Annotated in this window: 18 protein-coding genes and 1 other annotated feature; all 18 genes read right to left on the reverse strand. The window is 46.7% G+C overall.

All coding sequences use genetic code 11. The annotated features are described in order from the left end of the window. Nucleotides 1-156: 156 nt before the first annotated feature. The 18 genes from ileS to spoVE all read right to left on the reverse strand — a co-directional run bounded on the left by ileS (nt 157) and on the right by spoVE (nt 18,873). Nucleotides 157-3,252 carry an isoleucine--tRNA ligase gene (gene ileS, locus C558_RS0112730; protein WP_018756662.1) on the reverse strand — a complete coding sequence of 1,032 codons (3,096 nt, stop codon included), beginning with the start codon at nt 3,250-3,252 and terminating at the stop codon, nt 157-159. Between the two features lie 61 nt (nt 3,253-3,313). Next, nucleotides 3,314-3,593: a binding site (T-box leader), on the reverse strand. A 266-nt stretch (nt 3,594-3,859) separates the two neighbouring features. Beyond that, a complete protein-coding gene (locus tag C558_RS0112735; RefSeq protein ID WP_018756663.1) occupies nt 3,860-4,375 on the reverse strand; it encodes a DivIVA domain-containing protein in 516 nt (171 codons plus the stop codon). An 86-nt stretch (nt 4,376-4,461) separates the two neighbouring features. Next, a complete protein-coding gene (locus tag C558_RS0112740; RefSeq protein ID WP_018756664.1) occupies nt 4,462-5,241 on the reverse strand; it encodes a YlmH family RNA-binding protein in 780 nt (259 codons plus the stop codon). A gap of 7 nt (nt 5,242-5,248) precedes the next feature. Continuing rightward, on the reverse strand, nt 5,249-5,494 hold the full coding sequence (locus C558_RS0112745; RefSeq protein WP_040674986.1) for a YggT family protein: 246 nt from the start codon (nt 5,492-5,494) through the stop codon (nt 5,249-5,251). Between the two features lie 42 nt (nt 5,495-5,536). Next, nucleotides 5,537-5,977, reverse strand: a complete 441-nt coding sequence (locus C558_RS0112750; RefSeq protein WP_018756666.1) for a cell division protein SepF — start codon at nt 5,975-5,977, stop codon at nt 5,537-5,539. After that, nucleotides 5,977-6,669 carry a YggS family pyridoxal phosphate-dependent enzyme gene (locus C558_RS0112755; protein ID WP_018756667.1) on the reverse strand — a complete coding sequence of 231 codons (693 nt, stop codon included), beginning with the start codon at nt 6,667-6,669 and terminating at the stop codon, nt 5,977-5,979. The genes C558_RS0112750 and C558_RS0112755 overlap by 1 nt, the downstream gene beginning before the upstream one ends. 7 nt (nt 6,670-6,676) lie before the next feature. Then, nucleotides 6,677-7,525: a peptidoglycan editing factor PgeF gene (gene pgeF, locus C558_RS0112760; protein ID WP_018756668.1), complete on the reverse strand. Its 849-nt coding sequence runs from the start codon at nt 7,523-7,525 to the stop codon at nt 6,677-6,679. A gap of 49 nt (nt 7,526-7,574) precedes the next feature. Beyond that, the gene (locus C558_RS0112765; protein ID WP_018756669.1) at nt 7,575-7,901 is read right to left on the reverse strand and encodes a YlmC/YmxH family sporulation protein; all 327 of its coding nucleotides are present in this window, start codon (nt 7,899-7,901) and stop codon (nt 7,575-7,577) included. Nucleotides 7,902-8,069: 168 nt separating this feature from the next. Next, nucleotides 8,070-8,852 carry an RNA polymerase sporulation sigma factor SigG gene (sigG, locus tag C558_RS0112770; RefSeq protein ID WP_018756670.1) on the reverse strand — a complete coding sequence of 261 codons (783 nt, stop codon included), beginning with the start codon at nt 8,850-8,852 and terminating at the stop codon, nt 8,070-8,072. 129 nt (nt 8,853-8,981) lie between these two features. After that, complete coding sequence (gene sigE / locus C558_RS0112775; RefSeq protein ID WP_018756671.1) at nt 8,982-9,704, reverse strand: RNA polymerase sporulation sigma factor SigE; 723 nt, start codon at nt 9,702-9,704, stop codon at nt 8,982-8,984. Between the two features lie 18 nt (nt 9,705-9,722). Continuing rightward, a complete protein-coding gene (gene spoIIGA / locus C558_RS0112780; RefSeq protein WP_018756672.1) occupies nt 9,723-10,652 on the reverse strand; it encodes a sigma-E processing peptidase SpoIIGA in 930 nt (309 codons plus the stop codon). A gap of 191 nt (nt 10,653-10,843) precedes the next feature. Beyond that, nucleotides 10,844-11,959 (reverse strand): cell division protein FtsZ, encoded by a 1,116-nt coding sequence (gene ftsZ / locus C558_RS0112785; RefSeq protein ID WP_018756673.1) that lies wholly within the window; start codon nt 11,957-11,959, stop codon nt 10,844-10,846. A gap of 58 nt (nt 11,960-12,017) precedes the next feature. Next, a complete protein-coding gene (gene ftsA / locus C558_RS0112790; protein WP_018756674.1) occupies nt 12,018-13,262 on the reverse strand; it encodes a cell division protein FtsA in 1,245 nt (414 codons plus the stop codon). 177 nt (nt 13,263-13,439) lie between these two features. Next, nucleotides 13,440-14,204, reverse strand: coding sequence for a cell division protein FtsQ/DivIB (locus C558_RS0112795; protein ID WP_018756675.1), 765 nt, complete (start codon nt 14,202-14,204; stop codon nt 13,440-13,442). Nucleotides 14,205-14,264: 60 nt separating this feature from the next. Next, nucleotides 14,265-15,548, reverse strand: a complete 1,284-nt coding sequence (gene murA, locus C558_RS0112800) for a UDP-N-acetylglucosamine 1-carboxyvinyltransferase (protein ID WP_018756676.1) — start codon at nt 15,546-15,548, stop codon at nt 14,265-14,267. Nucleotides 15,549-15,564: 16 nt separating this feature from the next. Beyond that, nucleotides 15,565-16,470, reverse strand: coding sequence for a UDP-N-acetylmuramate dehydrogenase (gene murB, locus C558_RS0112805; protein WP_018756677.1), 906 nt, complete (start codon nt 16,468-16,470; stop codon nt 15,565-15,567). A 187-nt stretch (nt 16,471-16,657) separates the two neighbouring features. Beyond that, complete coding sequence (gene murG, locus C558_RS0112810; protein ID WP_018756678.1) at nt 16,658-17,770, reverse strand: undecaprenyldiphospho-muramoylpentapeptide beta-N-acetylglucosaminyltransferase; 1,113 nt, start codon at nt 17,768-17,770, stop codon at nt 16,658-16,660. Nucleotides 17,771-17,775: 5 nt separating this feature from the next. Beyond that, complete coding sequence (spoVE, locus tag C558_RS0112815; protein WP_018756679.1) at nt 17,776-18,873, reverse strand: stage V sporulation protein E; 1,098 nt, start codon at nt 18,871-18,873, stop codon at nt 17,776-17,778. Nucleotides 18,874-18,901 lie beyond the last annotated feature (28 nt).

An 18,901-nucleotide genomic window follows, 5' to 3' on the forward strand; every position in this document is an offset into this window, starting at 1 on the left:
TTAATTCTTGCTCATCGTTCTGGACACGTGACAACCGTCTCACACTCCATAATGAAAATAAAAAACGAGCTCAAGCGCTAGCAGAATGTTCAATCGCTAACTTGAGCTCGCCTTTGTTTCATGCTTGCTATTTCATTATGCCCGGAAAACCGGTAATTATTTCTCGATGTGAATTCCTATGGATTTCTCACCAAGTTCCACGTTCTCCATACCGCTAACTTCTCCGAATTGAACTTCTTCCACCAACACATTCTCACGAAGAACATGTTCGAATGCGGTAATGGCAGCCTGGAGCTCCTCATCAACACGTAACGTTAGATCTACGCGCTTCTCGATTGGTAGATCAAGCTTCTTCCGCGTATCTTGGATCGCACGAACGACCTCGCGTACCCAGCCCTCTTGCTCCAATTCTGGTGTAATATCCGTGTTAAGTGCGACAGTAATTTGATAGCCTGAAGCCGATGCGAAGCCTTCTTTGGCTTGCTTCTCAATCAGCAGCTCTTCACTCGTAATGTCAAGCGTTTCGCCTTCTGCTGAGACGAATGCCAACTTACCTTGCTCGACAATGTCACGCGCAGCTGCTACGTCCAATCCCTTCAGGTACCCCTGGATCGCTCCAACATTCTTACCGTACTTCTTACCCGCTACTTTCAAGTTCAGCTTCAAGTTGAAGTCAACGAAGCCGTTATCACTTGTCTCGATGCGGATTTCTTTGACGTTGATCTCATCCTTGATGATCGCTTCGTAGCCCGCAAGGTCAAATGCACGATCCATCGATACGATCAATTCGGACAGCGGTTGACGCGTCTTAATGCTCGTCTCGTTACGAACGTTACGCGCAAGCTCAACAATTTGACGTGCCGTCTCCATATCTTGCTCCAGCTGTGCATCGATCAACGCAGGATTCGCTTGCGGATAATCATCCAAATGCACGCTTTCCTTCGTACCGCCAAGGTTGCCGTATACTTCTTCCGCAACGAGCGGCGCATACGGTGCGATGAGTAAGGACAGGTTCAAGAGTACGTTACGAAGCGTTTGATACGCTGAAATTTTATCTTCTGTCATTTCGCTGCCCCAGAAGCGGTCACGCGAACGACGGATATACCAGTTACTCATCTCATCCACGAAAGTCTCGATCGCTTTCGCAGGGTTCAAGAAGTCATTCACTTCAAGCCCTTTGCTAACGAGCTGCATTAAGCTGTTCAGACGGGACAAGATCCAGCGATCCAACTTGTTCTGCGACGGACGCTCAGGGTGTGCTGCAGGATCATATTGATCAATATTGGCATAGAGCGCCAAGAATGCATGTGTATTCACGATGGTATCGATTACTTTGGATTTCGCTTCCGCGACGATTTGCTTCGAGAAGCGTTTCGTGTTCCAAGGCGCACTATCGGATAGTAACGCCCAACGGAATGCGTCTGTTCCGAATTCGTCGATGATTTCCCATGGGTCGATAACGTTCCCTTTACTCTTCGACATCTTCTGACCGTTCTCATCTAGGATATGACCCGTCGAGATAACCGCTTTGTAAGGTGCTTTCCCGTTATACAACGTGGATACAGCCAGCAAACTGTAGAACCAACCGCGTGTCTGGTCGACCCCTTCACAGATCATATCTGCAGGGTACTGCTCTTCGAATTCCTTCTCATTCTCGAATGGATGATGATGCTGTGCGAACGGCATCGATCCACTATCGAACCATACGTCGATCACTTCGGAAGTCCGTTCCATCACGCCGCCTTCACAATGCGGGCAATGTAATTTCACTTCATCGACGTAAGGCTTATGCAATTCAAGATCTTCAGCAATCGGGGATACCGATTTCGCGCGCAGGTCTGCATGGCTGTTCGGTGCATATTCGCCATGACATGAATTACATACCCATACGTTAAGCGGCGTACCCCAGTAACGATTCCGGCTGATGTTCCAATCCACGAGATCCTCAAGGAATTTACCAAAACGTCCTTCACGGATATGACCAGGGTACCAGTCTACACCATTGTTGTTCGCGATCAACTGATCCTTCACCGCTGTCGTCTGAATGAACCAGCTCTCCATCGCATAGTAAAGGAGAGGTGATTTACAACGCCAGCAGAATGGATAGCTATGCTCATATTTCTCTTTGGAGTAGAGCAATCCGCGTTCCGACAACATTTTAACGATATCAATATCGCAATCCTTCACGAAACGTCCTGCAAAATCCGTCACTTCATCCGTATAGCGACCCGATGCGTTCACCACATTCAGCATGCTGATATTGTTCTGACGGGATACACGATAGTCATCTTCCCCGTGTGCTGGTGCGATATGAACAATCCCTGTACCGCTCGTATCACTAACGAAATCTCCAGCGATCACGAAATGACCGTTCTCAACACTAACGTAAGGCATTGGCGGCGTATATTTGAGACCAACCAAATCGGAACCAAGGACGGTTGCTACGATTTCGTATTCACCCTTGATCGCTTTCTCTACCAAGTTCTTCGCTACGATGAGTACTTCGCCGTCCTGCTTCACCTTGACATATTCCATCTCCGGATTCACAGCGAGTGCTACGTTCGAAGGCAATGTCCAAGGTGTTGTCGTCCAAGCGAGAATTGCTTCCTCTTGATCCTTCAATCTGAATTTCACCGTTGCCGATAGATCTTTCACATCTTCATAGCCTTGCGCCACTTCATGAGAGCTCAGCGTCGTCTGACAGCATGGGCAATACGGGCTCACGCGATGTCCGCGGTAGAGAAGTCCTTTCTTGTGAATCGTGGACAGAATGTTCCACACACTCTCAATATAATTGTTCTCAAGCGTAATGTACGGGTGATCGAGATCTGTCCAGTATGCAATCCCTTCCGTTAATTCACGCCATTGCTTCTCATACTCGAATACACTCGCTTTACATTTCTTCACGAATTCTTCGATACCGTAGTTCTCGATCTCTTGCTTACCGGAGATGCCAAGCTGCTTCTCTACGCCAAGTTCAACCGGCAACCCATGTGTATCCCAACCTGCTTTACGAACAACACGGTAACCTGACATCGTCTTATAGCGGCCAATAAAGTCTTTGATTACGCGACCCAATACGTGTCCAATATGCGGCTTACCATTCGCCGTAGGTGGTCCTTCGTAGAATACGAAGTTCGGTTTACCCGAACGGTTCTCGATTGATTTTTTAAATGTCTGCTCTTCGTTCCATTTGCCAAGTACACGCAGTTCACGTGCGCGGGCCTTTTCTTTGACGTCAATTTTACGCATGGCTTACAACCCTTTCTTCGTAACAGATAATAAAAATAAACACCAAAAAACCTCATCCCCAAAAAGGGACGAGGTTCGCTCGCGTTACCACCCTTGTTCCGTCTGTGAGTGCTATGAATCAGCATACATCAGAACGGCACCTTCGTCATGCAATGCCCGGATTAATCGGACCACTGCAGGTTCCTGTTAACGGTGGAAAGACCGGCTCAGCTTACTTCGGGATACGGTTCAGCATCGCTTCTCCGGGATGATCTTCCGCCAATCCTGTCCGCTGGCTTGCACCGACCGCCAACTCTCTGGTGAACCTGGATCTGACATACTGTTCCCATCAACGAATTTATCAAGGAAGTTCAAAAATTGTCTTTTGATCACGAAGGATCCCAAGAAGCTTTCTCGGCATCGAATCTTGTGTTCACCCTCGAAGTCCGGTACTCATGTAGGTTTTGCCTACATTCCGTTTCCTCCTTCTTCAGGTTCTCACAACCTTCTCGGTGCTGAAAAGCCAGCTTTTTGAACTTTCATTTCACTCATATATTACAAGATAATATATCCTCTTTGCTCCGAAAAGTCAAACCCATCATCGAAGCCATTCATCAAGACATATATCTTAATAGACTTCATTCGCCTCCCGCTCACGCTCAACAAGGAGATTATCTTGGTTCCGGTTCTCTAACGCTTCCCATCCGTCTTGGCTAAGCAATTCCAATTGGGCTTCCACTAACGTACGGAAACGTGCGCGATAAATGGACGCTTGCTTCTTCAGCTCGTCCACTTCCAGTGCAATACGACGCGACTTCACTAAGGATTCGTTCACAATGCGATCCGCGTTCTTCTCAGCTTCCTTAAGAATCAGCTGCGCTTCCTTCTTCGAATTATGCTTCACTTCATCTGCCGCTTCCTGTGCGACGATGATTGTCTTACTCAGTGTCTCTTCGATATTCGAGAAGTGATCCAATTTCTCTTGCAGGGAGAAAATTTGGTTCTGCAGATCTTTATTCTCACGAATAATGGACTCATAGTCCTTAATTACTTGATCAAGGAATTCATTCACTTGATCTTCATCATATCCGCGCAGTCTACGGCCAAACTCTTTATTATGTATGTCTAACGGGGTTAACGGCATCCTCTCTGCACCTCCTATAAAGTCAACAAACCTTGTTTCTATTGCCTATTCATTTCGACAAGAACTCTAAAATTCCTGCAATCGATCTACACGAATTTACCGATTTTCACACGATTCCTGCCCTTTTTCGTTATGCCATCGATCTCAAGAACTCTAAAACGGCCTAAGCCCTGCATAGAAACAACGTCCCCCACTTTAAGCGGTTTCGACGGATCCTCCTCCACCTTCCAATTGACACGACAACGGCCCGCCTTAATGGGCACCACAATCTTCGTACGACTAATCCGAAAGGCATCACTCGCAATCCCATCTAGGCGCAAAGAAGCCACCGTCAAGTTCATCTCCTCCAATCGTGAAGTGCTTGTCTGCAGACTTTCGATCGGAAGGATATCGGTCTGAACTTGAATCCGGTGAACTTGGCGAAGTTGTATATTGATATAATTACTAATCTCCTCTTCCACTATACAATGACAGCCGGATGGGAGTACATGAATATCCCCGATCTTTTCCCGCTTCATACCGAGTCCTAGAATAGAGCCCATATAATCACCATGATCGAGTTCGATGAATTTCTGGTCACCAGAAGTCACGGAGAGTACGGCCAGTCCCATCTTCTCGCTCTCCAAATGCCGATAATCCGGAGCGATGAAGGCGCGGCGTCTCTCTGCCTCAGGGTATCCCCCATCAAATCTTACTGCAACATCCGGATGCCGATTCACCAAGGTCTGGACGATGAAAGCTTGTCTTGGATCTAGAAAATCGGTGAGCTTGGCCTCATGATATTCCCCTGCATTGGTAACCCACTCCCATGCCCGGTCTACAAAAGGCCTCTCATCCGGATGAAAATGATTGTAAATGTCACTCATAGAAGGTTCACCCTGGGATAATGAAATGAACGACTGCAATGATACCCTGAATGACAAATTGCAGAACGAACAACGCAACAACCGGTGAAATGTCTAGCATGCCTCCGATTGGCGGAATAATTTTACGAAACGGGTTCAAATACGGCTCGACCAGCTTCGCAAGCAAATTCCCGACAAAGCTCTCGCGCGCATTCGGCACCCAAGAGAGTAGTACATACACGATGATCATGTATAAATAAATCTGTCCAATCATGGAAATGTAGTAATCAATTTGCCCCAAAATCAGTCACCTCTTTTAGCTATAGTCTTGTTCCTCGGATAAGATTTCGGAGATTGCGCCTTGAATTTCAACGGTGTCCGGTGTGCACATAAAGATATTGATGCCAAGCTTCGAGATGTTCCCATTCAAAGCATAGACCGTCCCGCTCAAGAAATCGATAATACGCATCGCCTGATCTTTGCGAATCCGCTGCAAGTTCACAACGACAGAACGGCGAGAACGCAGATGGTCTGCAATTTCTTGCGCTTCGTCATACGAACGCGGCTCATAGAGCACCACCTTGGCATTTTTCTGCGAGTGGATGCTGACCACATTACTTGCTTTTACATTTTTACGTGATTCAAAGCTCGGGGTTTCAATTTCTTGTTCTTCTTCGTGCGTTATCTTCTCCCGTTCGACCACTTCTTCTTCCTCTTGCAGTCCCAGAAAATTCATAAATCGATTCATAACGCCCATTACACTTCCTCCTTATCCCCTACTAAAATAGAGCCGAGTCGAATCCAAGTTGCTCCCTCTTCAATTGCCACCTCAAAATCATTGGACATACCCATGGAAAGGTGTTGAATGGGGTCTTCTGTGATTGCAAGCTGGTTAAGCTCATCCCGTAGAGTTCGCAATCCGCGAAAGACCGGTCGTGTCTGTTCTGCTTCATACTCGAATGGCGCCATCGTCATGAGTCCGGCGATATGAATTCGAGGGTATGCTTTCATTTCCTTGATGAATGGAACCAGCTGCTCCGGCTCAAGTCCATATTTCGATGTCTCTCCAGAGACATTCACTTGGACGAAGCAATTCACATCCATCTGTAGCGCTTCCGCTTTGTTATTCAATTCCTTCGCAAGCGACAGCCTGTCCAATGAATGAATATAAGCGAACTTGCCTATGACATCTTTCACTTTGTTCGTCTGCAAATGACCGATAAAATGCCAGGTTCCTTGATCCCCTAACGCATTCCACTTCTCTTCGGCATTCTGCCAACGGTTCTCACCAATATGCTCTAATCCATGCTTCAGCACGGATTCTGTCATCGCGAGTGATACATATTTCGTTACTGCAATGATATGTACATCTTCACGCAGTCTGCCACTACGCCGACATGCTTCATTCACGCGCTGTTCCACGAGCTCGATTCGCTCTTGCAATGCCATGCGAAGATCACTCCTTTTCTATTGCGATCCAGCTGATCATTCGACCTGTTCTCCCTTGATCGCGTCGATGTGAGAAGAAATCCTCCTCTTGACAACTTGTACACCACGTAGAACATTCGATATTTGTCGGTAAAATTCCTGCTTTTATCATAATCTGTCGATTAAATTGTTTCAAGTCAAGCATGAACTTCCCGTTCGGCTTTGCAATATAAATCGGAGGGTCTTGATCTGTCAGCGAGAACGTATGCGCTAAATTCACTACATGCTGCATGACATGCTCATCCACCTCATAGCAGCAGGCGCCGATAGAAGGGCCAATCGCAGTACGTATATTGCTTGGGATTGAGCCGTAAGCTTCCCCCATCTTCTCAATCGTCTTCCCGGCGATCTCTAATACCGTCCCTTTCCAGCCTGCATGGGCTAGCCCCACTGCACGCAATACAGGATCCCAGAAGTATAACGGAACGCAATCGGCGTAAAAAGAGGTCAGCCACACGCCGGGTACATTTGTAATCAATGCATCCGTATCTTGGATAGCCGACGCTCTTGTCATACGTCCTAGTCCTTGATGTTCCGCTTTGACTTCAAACACATGATTACTATGCACTTGTTCACCGCAAGTCCATGCCTCGAATGGAAGCTGCAGCACATCCGCAATCGCTTCCCGATTCCGAATGACATCTTCATCCCGGTCATGAACATGAAAGGCACAATTTAAGGAGTCATACGGGCCGCTGCTGACACCGCCATTTTTCGAAGAAAAACCTGCTGTAATATCTGATCCCTTCGATACCCAAGGTTCCAGCATAAATAGAGCAGGTGCTGATGGTCTAGTCTGTTGTACGAATGGTTCCATTGTTCATTCACCTCAACCCTAGTGTACCATATGCTGGCGCTATTTTTCACTAACTAGGGTAAGATCGTGTCTCTCGCATCATCGGGTCTAGCCTCTCGTATCGGTCTGAAGCCGGCTCATATTCGTCCTGCTTGGTGACCCGTGTCTCCTCCATTTTGACAAGGACGACATCCGCGCCGATCTTCACAATATTTCGCCAAGGGATTACGAGGTCGGTGCCACCGCCAAATAGACCAAGAAATTTATTATAGTTCGGCACGACAATCGAGTTGATGCGCCCTTGACGCAAATCCAGCTCAAGATCTGAGATTTGCCCGAGTTTCTTCCCGTCCACAATATTAATAACATCCTTCGTCTGAAAATCCGATATCTTCACCCGTCATCACCACTAATCTTTTAATTTTAGGGTTCGAATCCATATATCCTAAATATATGTGGAAAAGACGTAAAATGTCCTGATCCTCAAAAGAAAACCATAGCTGCACACAAGCTTCAAAAAAAGCCCTAACGAATTCACGTTAGGACTTTGCATGCAACAAGAGATTCACGATTTGACATGCTTCTGCATCTGATTAATGGCCGATTTCTCAAGTCTCGATACCTGTGCCTGGGATATGCCAATCTCCTCTGCCACTTCCATCTGAGTCTTCCCTTCGAAAAACCGCATAGATAAGATCATTTTCTCACGATCGTTCAGTTTGCGCATCGCTTCACGAAGTGCAATCTCTTCAATCCAAGATACATCCTTATTCTTATCATCACTGATCTGGTCCATCACATAAATCGGGTCTCCGCCATCATGATAGATCGGCTCGAATAGCGATACCGGATCTTGAATGGCATCTAGAGCAAATACAACATCCTCTTTCGGGACGTTCAGCGCCTCTGAGATTTCGAAGATCGTCGGTTCACGCGCGTTCTTATTCGTTAAGCTGTCGCGAACCTGAAGCGCTTTATACGCAATATCGCGAAGCGAGCGCGAGACACGGATCGGGTTATTATCCCGTAGATAACGCCGAATCTCACCAATAATCATCGGCACGGCATACGTAGAGAATTTAACATTCTGACCAAGATCGAAATTATCGATCGCTTTCATCAGACCGATGCAGCCGACCTGGAACAGATCGTCAACAAATTCCCCACGATTGTTAAATCGTTGAATGACACTTAGCACGAGCCTTAGATTGCCATTCACTAATTTCTCTCTTGCTGCTCGTTCATTTTGTTGTTGTAAGGCGACGAATAATTCGCGCATTTCCGCGTTCGTTAGAACTGGCAGTTTAGCAGTATCCACACCACAAATCTCGACTTTATTTCGGGTCATCGTGTACAACCTCCCAAGGAGAAACATTAATGTACATTATCTCCGTGGGCTGTTTTTTTATTCCTTTTTCAGGTTACGATTCGACACGTCTTCGACCCATTTCGACGTCTACTCCGCGCCCGATATAGGTTACACCATCTTATTAAATTCTTTTCGCAGCCGTTTAATAATTCGCTTCTCTAGCCGTGAAATGTAAGACTGCGAGATGCCGAGCATATCCGCAACATCCTTCTGCGTCTTCTCTTCCCCATCAGTCAATCCGAACCGCAGTTCCATGATGACACGTTCGCGATCCGATAGTTTATCCAATGCTTTATGTAAAAGTTTACGGTCCACCTGTTCCTCGATATTCCGGTAAATCGTATCGTTCTCTGTCCCAAGGACATCGGAGAGCAGGAGCTCGTTCCCATCCCAGTCGATATTAAGAGGTTCGTCAAAAGATACCTCGGTACGGATCTTGCTATTACGACGTAAATACATCAGAATCTCATTCTCTATACACCGTGATGCATAAGTCGCTAGCTTAATCTTCTTGTCAGGATCGAACGTATTGACGGCTTTGATGAGACCAATTGCTCCGATCGAGACCAAATCTTCAATGTTGATGCCAGTGTTCTCAAACTTGCGCGCGATATATACAACAAGTCGCAGATTGCGTTCGATCAGCATCGCCCGGATCGCCGTATCACCTGATGACAGTCTCGTAAGCAAATATTCTTCTTCCTCACGCGTAAGTGGTGGAGGAAGGGCCTCGCTGCCGCCAATATAATAAATCTCTTCGCTCTTCAACCCTAGCAAAAAAAGAAACCGGTAATAGTTCAATTGCATTGTCAATTTCAGTTTTAAGAGCATTCCGTCTCCTCCTAGACATTAATGATGAAATAGCGCGCTATGCAAAATCGCCTGATAACTGCCATCCGACGACAGCTTACCGCCATCAAGCCCGATCAATACCTTCGTACATTCTGTGGTGGTTCCCCCATGGGTAAGGACGACTTTATCCGGTTTAACCGCGATCATCCACTGTGTACTACCACGATTCACCCCGCGATAAGGAACCATTCGGAGTCGATCTTGCCATGGAACAGATGCGTCTTGCATTTCCATAATCCATTGATCTGCAGAGAGATCACGAAGCCGATCAATCCATCCTTCGGGAAAAGCATTAAGCCAAAGTCCTGCCTCCATCACAATGACAGGGCTTCGCGTTAATGGGTCTGTAAGTTGATTCCCCGTATCAATGAGTCCGACACAGCTTGACTGATCTTGATCGATCCAGACCTCCACTTGTGCGAGAAATTGCGTCATAGCCTCTTTGTTCGCGCGGCTGCGTATCACCATACGGTATAAGAGGAATGTCATGACAAGTCCAATTGCAATAATCCAAAACCCAATTTTCAAGTTAAATTGAAATCCACCGGAGTGCGAGAACCAGATGCCATTTAACACATCGCCAGAATTCTGCATCAAGTAATGGAGCCCTAGTATGCCTCCTGCTGCCACAAAATTTATGACATAGAATGCAGCCATATTGCGTAAGTAGTTTTGTAGGCTGATAAAACCAAATGCAATCCAGAGCATTCCCAAAGACATCATGAATTTAATCAGAAACGTAAACAAGAAAGATAATGCAGGTGCGAACATCATCACGACATAAGAGGCACCTAGAATTGACGCTGCGATTAAGCGCCAGATTCGTGGTTTTAATTTCCTCATCCAGGCCGTTGTCCATAATAATGCTCCATCAATGAGCAAATTCATGAGAAAAATGAGATCAAGATATACAACCAGTCGCTTCACCGCCTCACCCTATCCATCGAACTTGGCAACGGATGAAACTAGTATATTAAACCTCATATTCAAAGTCTGTCTAAACATGGGGAAGCTGTGCATCTTTTTTTGTCGAAGAAACAATTCGAGGAATGATATGAATAAAAAAAAGCCCATCTCACAGAATTTGGATTCTGTAAAATGGACTCTAATAGAAGAAATTAATCATTATTACGAGGACGATTGCGTAGGAAAGTCGGAATATCCAATTGATCGCCCGCCGGCTGATTGCCAAATGGACGCAATTGACTTGCAGAACGAGTCTCTGGAGCCTCTTCCGGTTGTGCAGCAGTCACAGGTCTGCGACCAGGGATGTTAACCGGTTTAGATTCGAACCCTGTTGCGATGACTGTTACTTTGATATCGTCTTTCATGTCTTCTTCAATCCTCGCACCGAAAATCATATTTACTTCTGGATCGGATGCCGAGATAACAATTTCAGCCGCTTCATTGACTTCATACAAGGATAAATTCATACCGCCAGTGATGTTCATGATGACACCACGAGCACCTTCGATCGAGGTCTCGAGAAGTGGACTCATAATCGCTTTGCGCGCAGCTTCGGCCGCGCGATTCTCTCCATTCGCAACGCCAATCCCCATCAATGCAGAGCCGCGTTCCGTCATGATCGTCTTCACGTCTGCAAAGTCAAGGTTGATTAACGCTGGTTCAGCGATCAAGTCAGAAATACCTTGTACCGCTTGACGCAATACGTTATCGACTTCACGGAATGCTTCAAGCATTGGTGTCTTCTTATCCACCATCTCCAATAGGCGATCGTTCGGAATGACAATAAGTGTGTCTACTTTTTCTTTCAGTGCTTCTATACCGAGCTCTGCTTGCGTGGAACGTTTGCGGCCTTCGAAAGAGAAAGGACGTGTTACTACCCCAACCGTTAATGCACCGCATTCTCTAGCAATTTCAGCGATAACTGGAGCAGCACCAGTCCCTGTTCCGCCACCCATACCCGCAGTAACGAACACCATGTCTGCACCGCGCAGTGTATTCATAATCGCTTCACGGGATTCTTCAGCAGCTTTCTTCCCCACATCAGGGTTCGCACCTGCTCCAAGTCCACGTGTTAATTTATCACCAATTTGCAAACGATGCTCGGATTTTGCCAAATGAAGCGCTTGAGCATCGGTATTTACAGTAATAAATTCTACGCCCTTGACGCCATTATCAATCATTCGGTTGACTGCGTTACTACCGCCGCCACCCACGCCAATGACCTTTATTTGCGCTAACGAGTCCATCTCAAAATCAAATTCCAACATAATCTTCATCTCCCCCTCATTGCGCTAGACTGCCCAGGAAATCTTCATGCCTGACATCTTATATGAAATCCTCAAAAAATTTCTTCATACGATCAAAAATTCCCGGCTTTTCTTCCTCACTCTTCGGCGCTTTGGGACGATTCGCAGCTTTCTTCGCAGGCGAAGCATTACGCATTCTAACCGTACGAATAACACTATGGATAATACCAACACCGCTCGTGTAGCCAGGGTCACGCACACCGATAAAATCAGGAACCGCAATGCGGACAGTCGCTTCCAGTTCCGCTTGGGCAACTGTTAACACGCCTGACATACATACCGTTCCACCTGTTAAGATATATCCGCCTGGCATCTCGCTATATCCTAATCTCTTAACCTCTTGACGCACCATTTGGAAGATTTCCTGAACGCGAGGTTCAATAATCGCCGCTAGATCTAATTGGGAGAATTCTTTCTCGACATTACTGCCAATCCGTATGACTTTGAAGACTTGATCCTCAGCTGCATCCGGGCCATAAGCGCATCCGAACTTCAGCTTCACGCGCTCCGCTTGGTCAGTCAATGTACGAAGCCCGTAGGCAATATCATTGGTGACGAATTCGCCGCCAATTGGCAAGGTTGAAGTTGCGATCATCGCCCCATTCTGGAATACAGCAATGGTCGTCGCGCCTGCACCGATATCGACAAGAATGGATCCCATCGTCTTCTCGTCCTTGGACAATGCTAACTGCCCAGCTGCTAGTGACATTAGCACTAGATCTTTTACTTTCAAGCCTGCTTTTTCAACACATCGAAGTAAGTTATGTATCGCTGTCTTCGCACCCGTAATGATCGTTGCTTCAACTTCCAGGCGTACGCCAATCATGCCGCGTGGGTCTTGAATACCTTCAAGCCCGTCAACAACATATTGTTTGGCAACCACGTCAATAATCTCTCGCTCAGGTGGGAGAGCAATCACTTCCGCAGCTTTTAACACCCGTTCAATATCTTCATCACCGATCTCACGATCTTCATTTGACACAGCAACTACGCCATGACTCGATTGAAGCCCAATATGATTTCCTGAAATTCCGACAAAAACTTCCGATATTTGAATGCCAACCATACGTTCTGCATGATCGACAGCATTGCGAATCGACTGTACCGTCTGGTCAATATCTACAATTGCTCCTTTTCGAATACCTTCCGAGTCGGCAGATCCAACTCCAATAATATTAAAGGTTCCATTGTTCATTTCACCGATAATAGCTCGAACTTTGGATGTACCGATGTCCAAACTAACAATGATGTCACCGTTGCTCAATCTGTGGCACCTCCTATTTCTACCTAAGTATAATAGTAATATTGTATGACACTCTGTACATATTCAACAAATTTTATGTATTCCCTCTTTTTTCTACAATTTTTTTATTGGTAAATGTTTACCAAAATTAAAAAAAGGAGGACAAACCTATAACTACCATTCTAACATTTTTTCACATTATTGAGTAGTCTCTTTTTCCTGTTCAATGTCCGACGTTACGCGGTCAAACGGCTTATACGTATCTGCTGCTAGCATCGTAATCTGACCTGGTTGCTGTGTCTCGATCACTTTATTCAAATACTCAACCTTATCCTTTAATAAGGAAATGGATGTAGTAATTTCGAATTGTGAACGGGTATACATCTTGATGCGATCCGGGTAAGCTTTCGTGGGGTCGGGGATAATCTCAGAAATATCGGTGAGCAGCTCATCAGGGATAAGCGCTAACTGTTTACACAGTTGTGCAAGAAGCGGATCCTCCGACTTCCACTGGGTTAGAATTGGCTTCTCTACGAGGATATGATCCTTCTGCAGCAAGACATTCGTCCCATTAGAAAGTATACCTGCAATCTGCCCGTTTTCTTGTGATATTTGATACGCTACCGTTGGAAATTCTTGAACATCGATATGGATGACACCCGGGAATTGAAGTTCAATCTTTACGTCTTCAACGGCCTTTAGTTCTCGAATCCGATCGCGGATCGTTCCCTTGCTTGTCCCAAAAAATTGATCTCCCACATGAAGTCCGCTTTTCAGGATCAGCTCTTCTTTTGCTACCATATCGTTACCTGTGATCTGAATCTCTGAAATCTTGCTCACGGACGAACGAAAGAATAGAACAGCTAGAATGACGACAAAAAGAAGTAGCAGAATAAGAAGCAGCTTTCTGCTGGTGTTCTTCTTTACTTTTTTCTCTTTTAATACGGGGAGCTGCTTAACCATTTCTATACCACCTATAAAAGCCTCGATCCCCTCCAGCACTCGCGAAGGGGATGAAGGCGGTTAATTTGCAAAGTCAAGCTGCCTTGCTACTTGCGATTCACGATATATCGTTGCCCCAAGACTTGAGAACAATCGTTCAATCTGATCATAGCCGCGGTCGATATGATGCACTTGTTCGATAATTGTCTTCCCTTGCGCAGCCAATCCAGCAATGACAAGCGCTGCCCCTGCGCGTAAATCCGTTGCTTCAACCGTTGCTCCGAACAATCGGTTCACACCCCGGATAAAAGCTGAATTCAAATCTGTTCGGATGTCCGCACCCATTCGTGTCAGCTCGTCGACATGTTTGAATCGACCTTCGAAAATCGTCTCTTTCATAATGCTAAATCCGTCCGACAACGACAGCAGTACCATAATCTGAGATTGTAAATCGGTTGGAAATGCCGGATAAGGCGAAGTCACGATACGTTCAACAGCGATAGGTCTCGCCTTACTGCTTACTTGTATTATATCATCGTCTACTGCCACTTCAACACCGGCACGCCTTAATACATGGATTAGAGATGTTAAATGCGATGCATTTACATGCGTTAGCGTGACATTGCCTCTGGTGGCTGCTGCAGCGATCATAAACGTCCCCGCGACAATGCGATCCGGGATCACCTCGTATGAACAAGGTGTCAGTTCCTCAACCCCCACAATTGTGATCGTATCTGTTCCCGCCCCGATAATTCGAGCGCCTAACCGATTCAAGAAATTCTGCAAATCAGCAATTTCCGGTTCTCTTGCCGCATTCGTTATGACTGTCGTGCCCTTGGCTAAGACAGCCGCCATCATAATATTCTCCGTCGCGCCAACGCTAGGGAAGTCTAAATGGATATTCGCGCCTATCAGTTGTTCCGCCCTGCAAATAATGCGTTGATCCGTCTGCAATATTTGAGCACCGAGCTCCATAAGTCCACAGAGATGCAGATCAATCTTACGCTCGCCGATCGCACAGCCCCCAGGCTGATATATCTGCACTTCCCCAAAACGAGCCAGCAGCGGACCCATCAAAAATATGGAAGACCGCATTTGCTTCATTAAGGATTCCGGAACATGCGAGGAATTCGCTTCGGTTGTATCAATAACGACGGTATCGTTGATATGCTGCGTCTCACAACCAATATCCTCTAAGATTTGCAGCATGACCTGAATATCCAGCAGTTTCGGAACATTATGAAGCTGTATTCTTCCACGCGTCAGAAGGCTTGCTGCAAGAATCGGCAATGCGGCATTTTTCGCTCCATGGATACGAATGGTTCCTGATAGGGGTCTCCCTCCCTCAATCACCAATTTGTCCAATGTATCACCTCCGAGTTTACCGCTCACCCACGACCAACACTTCCGGCACTAACGAAATCCCATACTTCGACTGGATCGTCTGCCTTATCTCCTCGATTAGGGTGAGAACATCTCTAGCTGTCGCTTGCCCGGTATTCACAATGAAATTGGCGTGTAACGTCGAGACTTCAGCGCCCCCAACACGATAACCTTTCAAGCCCGCTTCTTGAATCAGTCTCGCAGAGAAATCATTCGGCGGATTTCGAAATACGCTGCCACAGCATGGCAACTGATAAGGCTGTGTTTTTCTTCGACGTTCTTTGTACGATGCCATCGCGGCCGCGATTTCTTTCCGATCTCCATGCTCGAGCTGGAAGGTTGCTTCAAGAACAATTCCCTTCACCTCTTGTAAGATGGAGTGTCGATAAGCAAATTGCATCTCCGAAGTGGTATACCGTACCAATTCCCCGGTCTCCAGTACAATCTCAGCTTCCTTTAATATACGTGACACATCTGATCCATGAGCTCCAGCATTCATGTATACAGCGCCGCCAACCGTTCCTGGAATGCCCCCTGCGAATTCCAAGCCCGCTAAGCCTTCTTTTCCCGCCTTAATGCTGAGTGTGATAAAAGAATAAGCGCCGCCCACACGAACCTCATCGCCGGTAAATTGGATGTGATCCATTCCTTCACCTAACTTGATCACAACACCTCGGATGCCTTTGTCGGTCACGAGCATATTGGATCCTTTACCAATAGGGGTCCAAGGAATCCCATGCTTATGCAGCAGCTTGACCGTTTTCACCAGTTGTTCTTTTCCGCCCGGTATGATGAGGACATCTGCAGGCCCTCCGATTCTCCAAGTCGTATAATTCGCTAACGGCTCATTATAGAGCACCTTACCGACGTTCGCGGAAGTTAATTCTGTTATAAACGGCTGCATCTAATGAACCCTCCTTCTATGCATCTCAATAAGAGAAGCGTCATCAGGCATGAATACGACTCCAAATCGGTGTGAATAAACCGGAACTCATGAATGTCTGTCACGATTATAGAGTATCTTATGTCAGACTGAGGGGGAGTGTGACAATCGCCTAAGTTCTTCTCTTGTGTGCAAATTCTCGTTGTATTTATTTATTGTTCTGCGCTAAACGCTGCAATTCACGAACAATGATTTCTGCTGAATCCGGTTGGCCAAGGGAACGCGCGCCTTGCGACATTTGCTCGAACCGAATTTTATCTCTCATAATGATTTCTACGCGAGCGAACAATCGCTCACCATCTAAATCCTTCTCTAAGATCACTTCTGCCGCATTCGCCCGCTCCAAGGAACGCGCGTTAGCTTCTTGATGATTATTCGTTACATTCGGTGAAGGAATGAGTATGGATGGGATCCCTAATGCTGTCAGCTCCGCAAGAGACGATGCACCAGATCGGCCGATGACAAGTGATGTCGCAGCCAGTACGTCCGGCATGTTATGAATGTAAGGCAGCACCTGTAAATTCTTAGGCATGGGATTCACCGCTTGCTCGATGCGCTCCTTCGTGCTTGCATAATAACTCTCTCCAGTTACATAGACGAAATGCACATCTGATAGACGTGCAAGCGCAGGTGCCATCTGAACCATCGCATCATTGATCGCTCTCGCCCCACGGCTCCCACCGACAACCATCACAACTCGCCGGCCTTCAGGGATCCCTAGCACGTCATAACCTTTGCGGCGATTGGCCTTAAAGACTGCCGTTGCACGCGGATTACCCGTGTAGAGAACATGTTTGCCTTTACCAAAATGCTCCTTGGATTCTGGAAAGCTTAGTGCCACCGTATCTGTGTAGCGGCTCAAAAATTTATTCGTAAGTCCAGGAATGGCATTCTGTTCATGGATCAACGTTGGAATGCCCAGCTTCGAAGCCGCGTATACGACCGGTCCACATACGTATCCACCCGTTCCAATCACAACGTCTGGTTTAAATTGCTGGAGCAATTTCTTCGAACGATTAACCCCTTGGATGAACCGTAATACTGTCCGGACGTTATCAAGCGATAACTTCCGGCGGAATCCTGTAATTTCAATGGATTCGAATGGTATATTTTCTTTCGGAACTAACGTGCTCTCAAGCCCCTTCGTTGTCCCTATGTATAAAATTTTCGTATCTGGATGTTCTGCTTGACATTGTCTCGCAATCGCAACAGCCGGATAGATATGCCCTCCGGTGCCGCCGCCGCTGAGTACAACTCGCATGACACTCACCTCGCGTAACGGGATATATTGAGTAAAATGCCTAACGCGGTCAGCATTAACGTCAGAGAAGAACCTCCATAGCTGATTAAAGGCAATGTAATGCCCGTAACCGGCATCAGTCCAATAACTACACCAATGTTAATAATGACTTGCACAGCGAACATTCCAACGATGCCAACCGCAAGGAAACTTCCGAACGGATCAGATATCGTCATCGCTACGCGCATCCCGCGCCAGACTAAAATAAGAAATAATAATAAGACTGTCATCCCGCCAATAAACCCAAGTTCCTCCGCCAGGATCGAGAAAATAAAATCCGTCTGCGGCTCTGGTACGTAGCTGTACTTCTGGCGGCTCATGCCGAGTCCGAGTCCAACGAATCCTCCTGGCCCAATCGCATACAGCGATTGAATGATCTGGTACCCAGCTCCAAGCGGATCACTCCATGGGTCTAGGAAGGATGTAATTCGGGCAAGCCGATACGGCGCAGCCAAGACAAGACCAACAAACCCCACAACCCCCACCATCGCTAGAGAAACCAGATGCCGAATTTGCGCACCTGCCGAATAAATAACAATAAGCGAGGCTCCGACCATCACCGTACCCGTACCGAGATCGGGTTGTAACATAATAAGTCCAAAAGCGAGCCCCATTATACCAAGTGGCGGAAGCAAACCTCGTACAAACGACTCAAGTTCCTTCTGACGATCTGCGAGCAGCTTCGATAGGAACAGGATCATTGCTAGCTTCATAAACTCAGAGGGCTGGATTCCAAAGGAGCTTATTCCAAGCCAGCTTCGAGCACCTCCCCGTACAGCCCCAATCCCCGGGATTAACACGATGACGAGCAATGCAAAGCAGATGAGCAATGCCACCTTCGCATATTTCTTCCAAACCCAATAGTCTGTGTTCATCGTAAAATACATCGCGATTAATCCAAGTACGGCAAATAGCAACTGGCGCTTCACAAAATAGAACGAGTCGCCGTGTGCGTGGAATCCCACAACAGCTCCGGCACTGTACACCATCACCATTCCGATGCCGAGCAGAGCGAGGATCGAGAAGATCAGCCAAATATCTGGCGCGGAACGAGTTTTTGACATGGCAGGCACACCCTTACATTTAAATGTG

Source organism: Paenibacillus terrigena DSM 21567, assembly GCF_000374845.1.
Classification (GTDB): domain Bacteria; phylum Bacillota; class Bacilli; order Paenibacillales; family Paenibacillaceae; genus Paenibacillus_K; species Paenibacillus_K terrigena.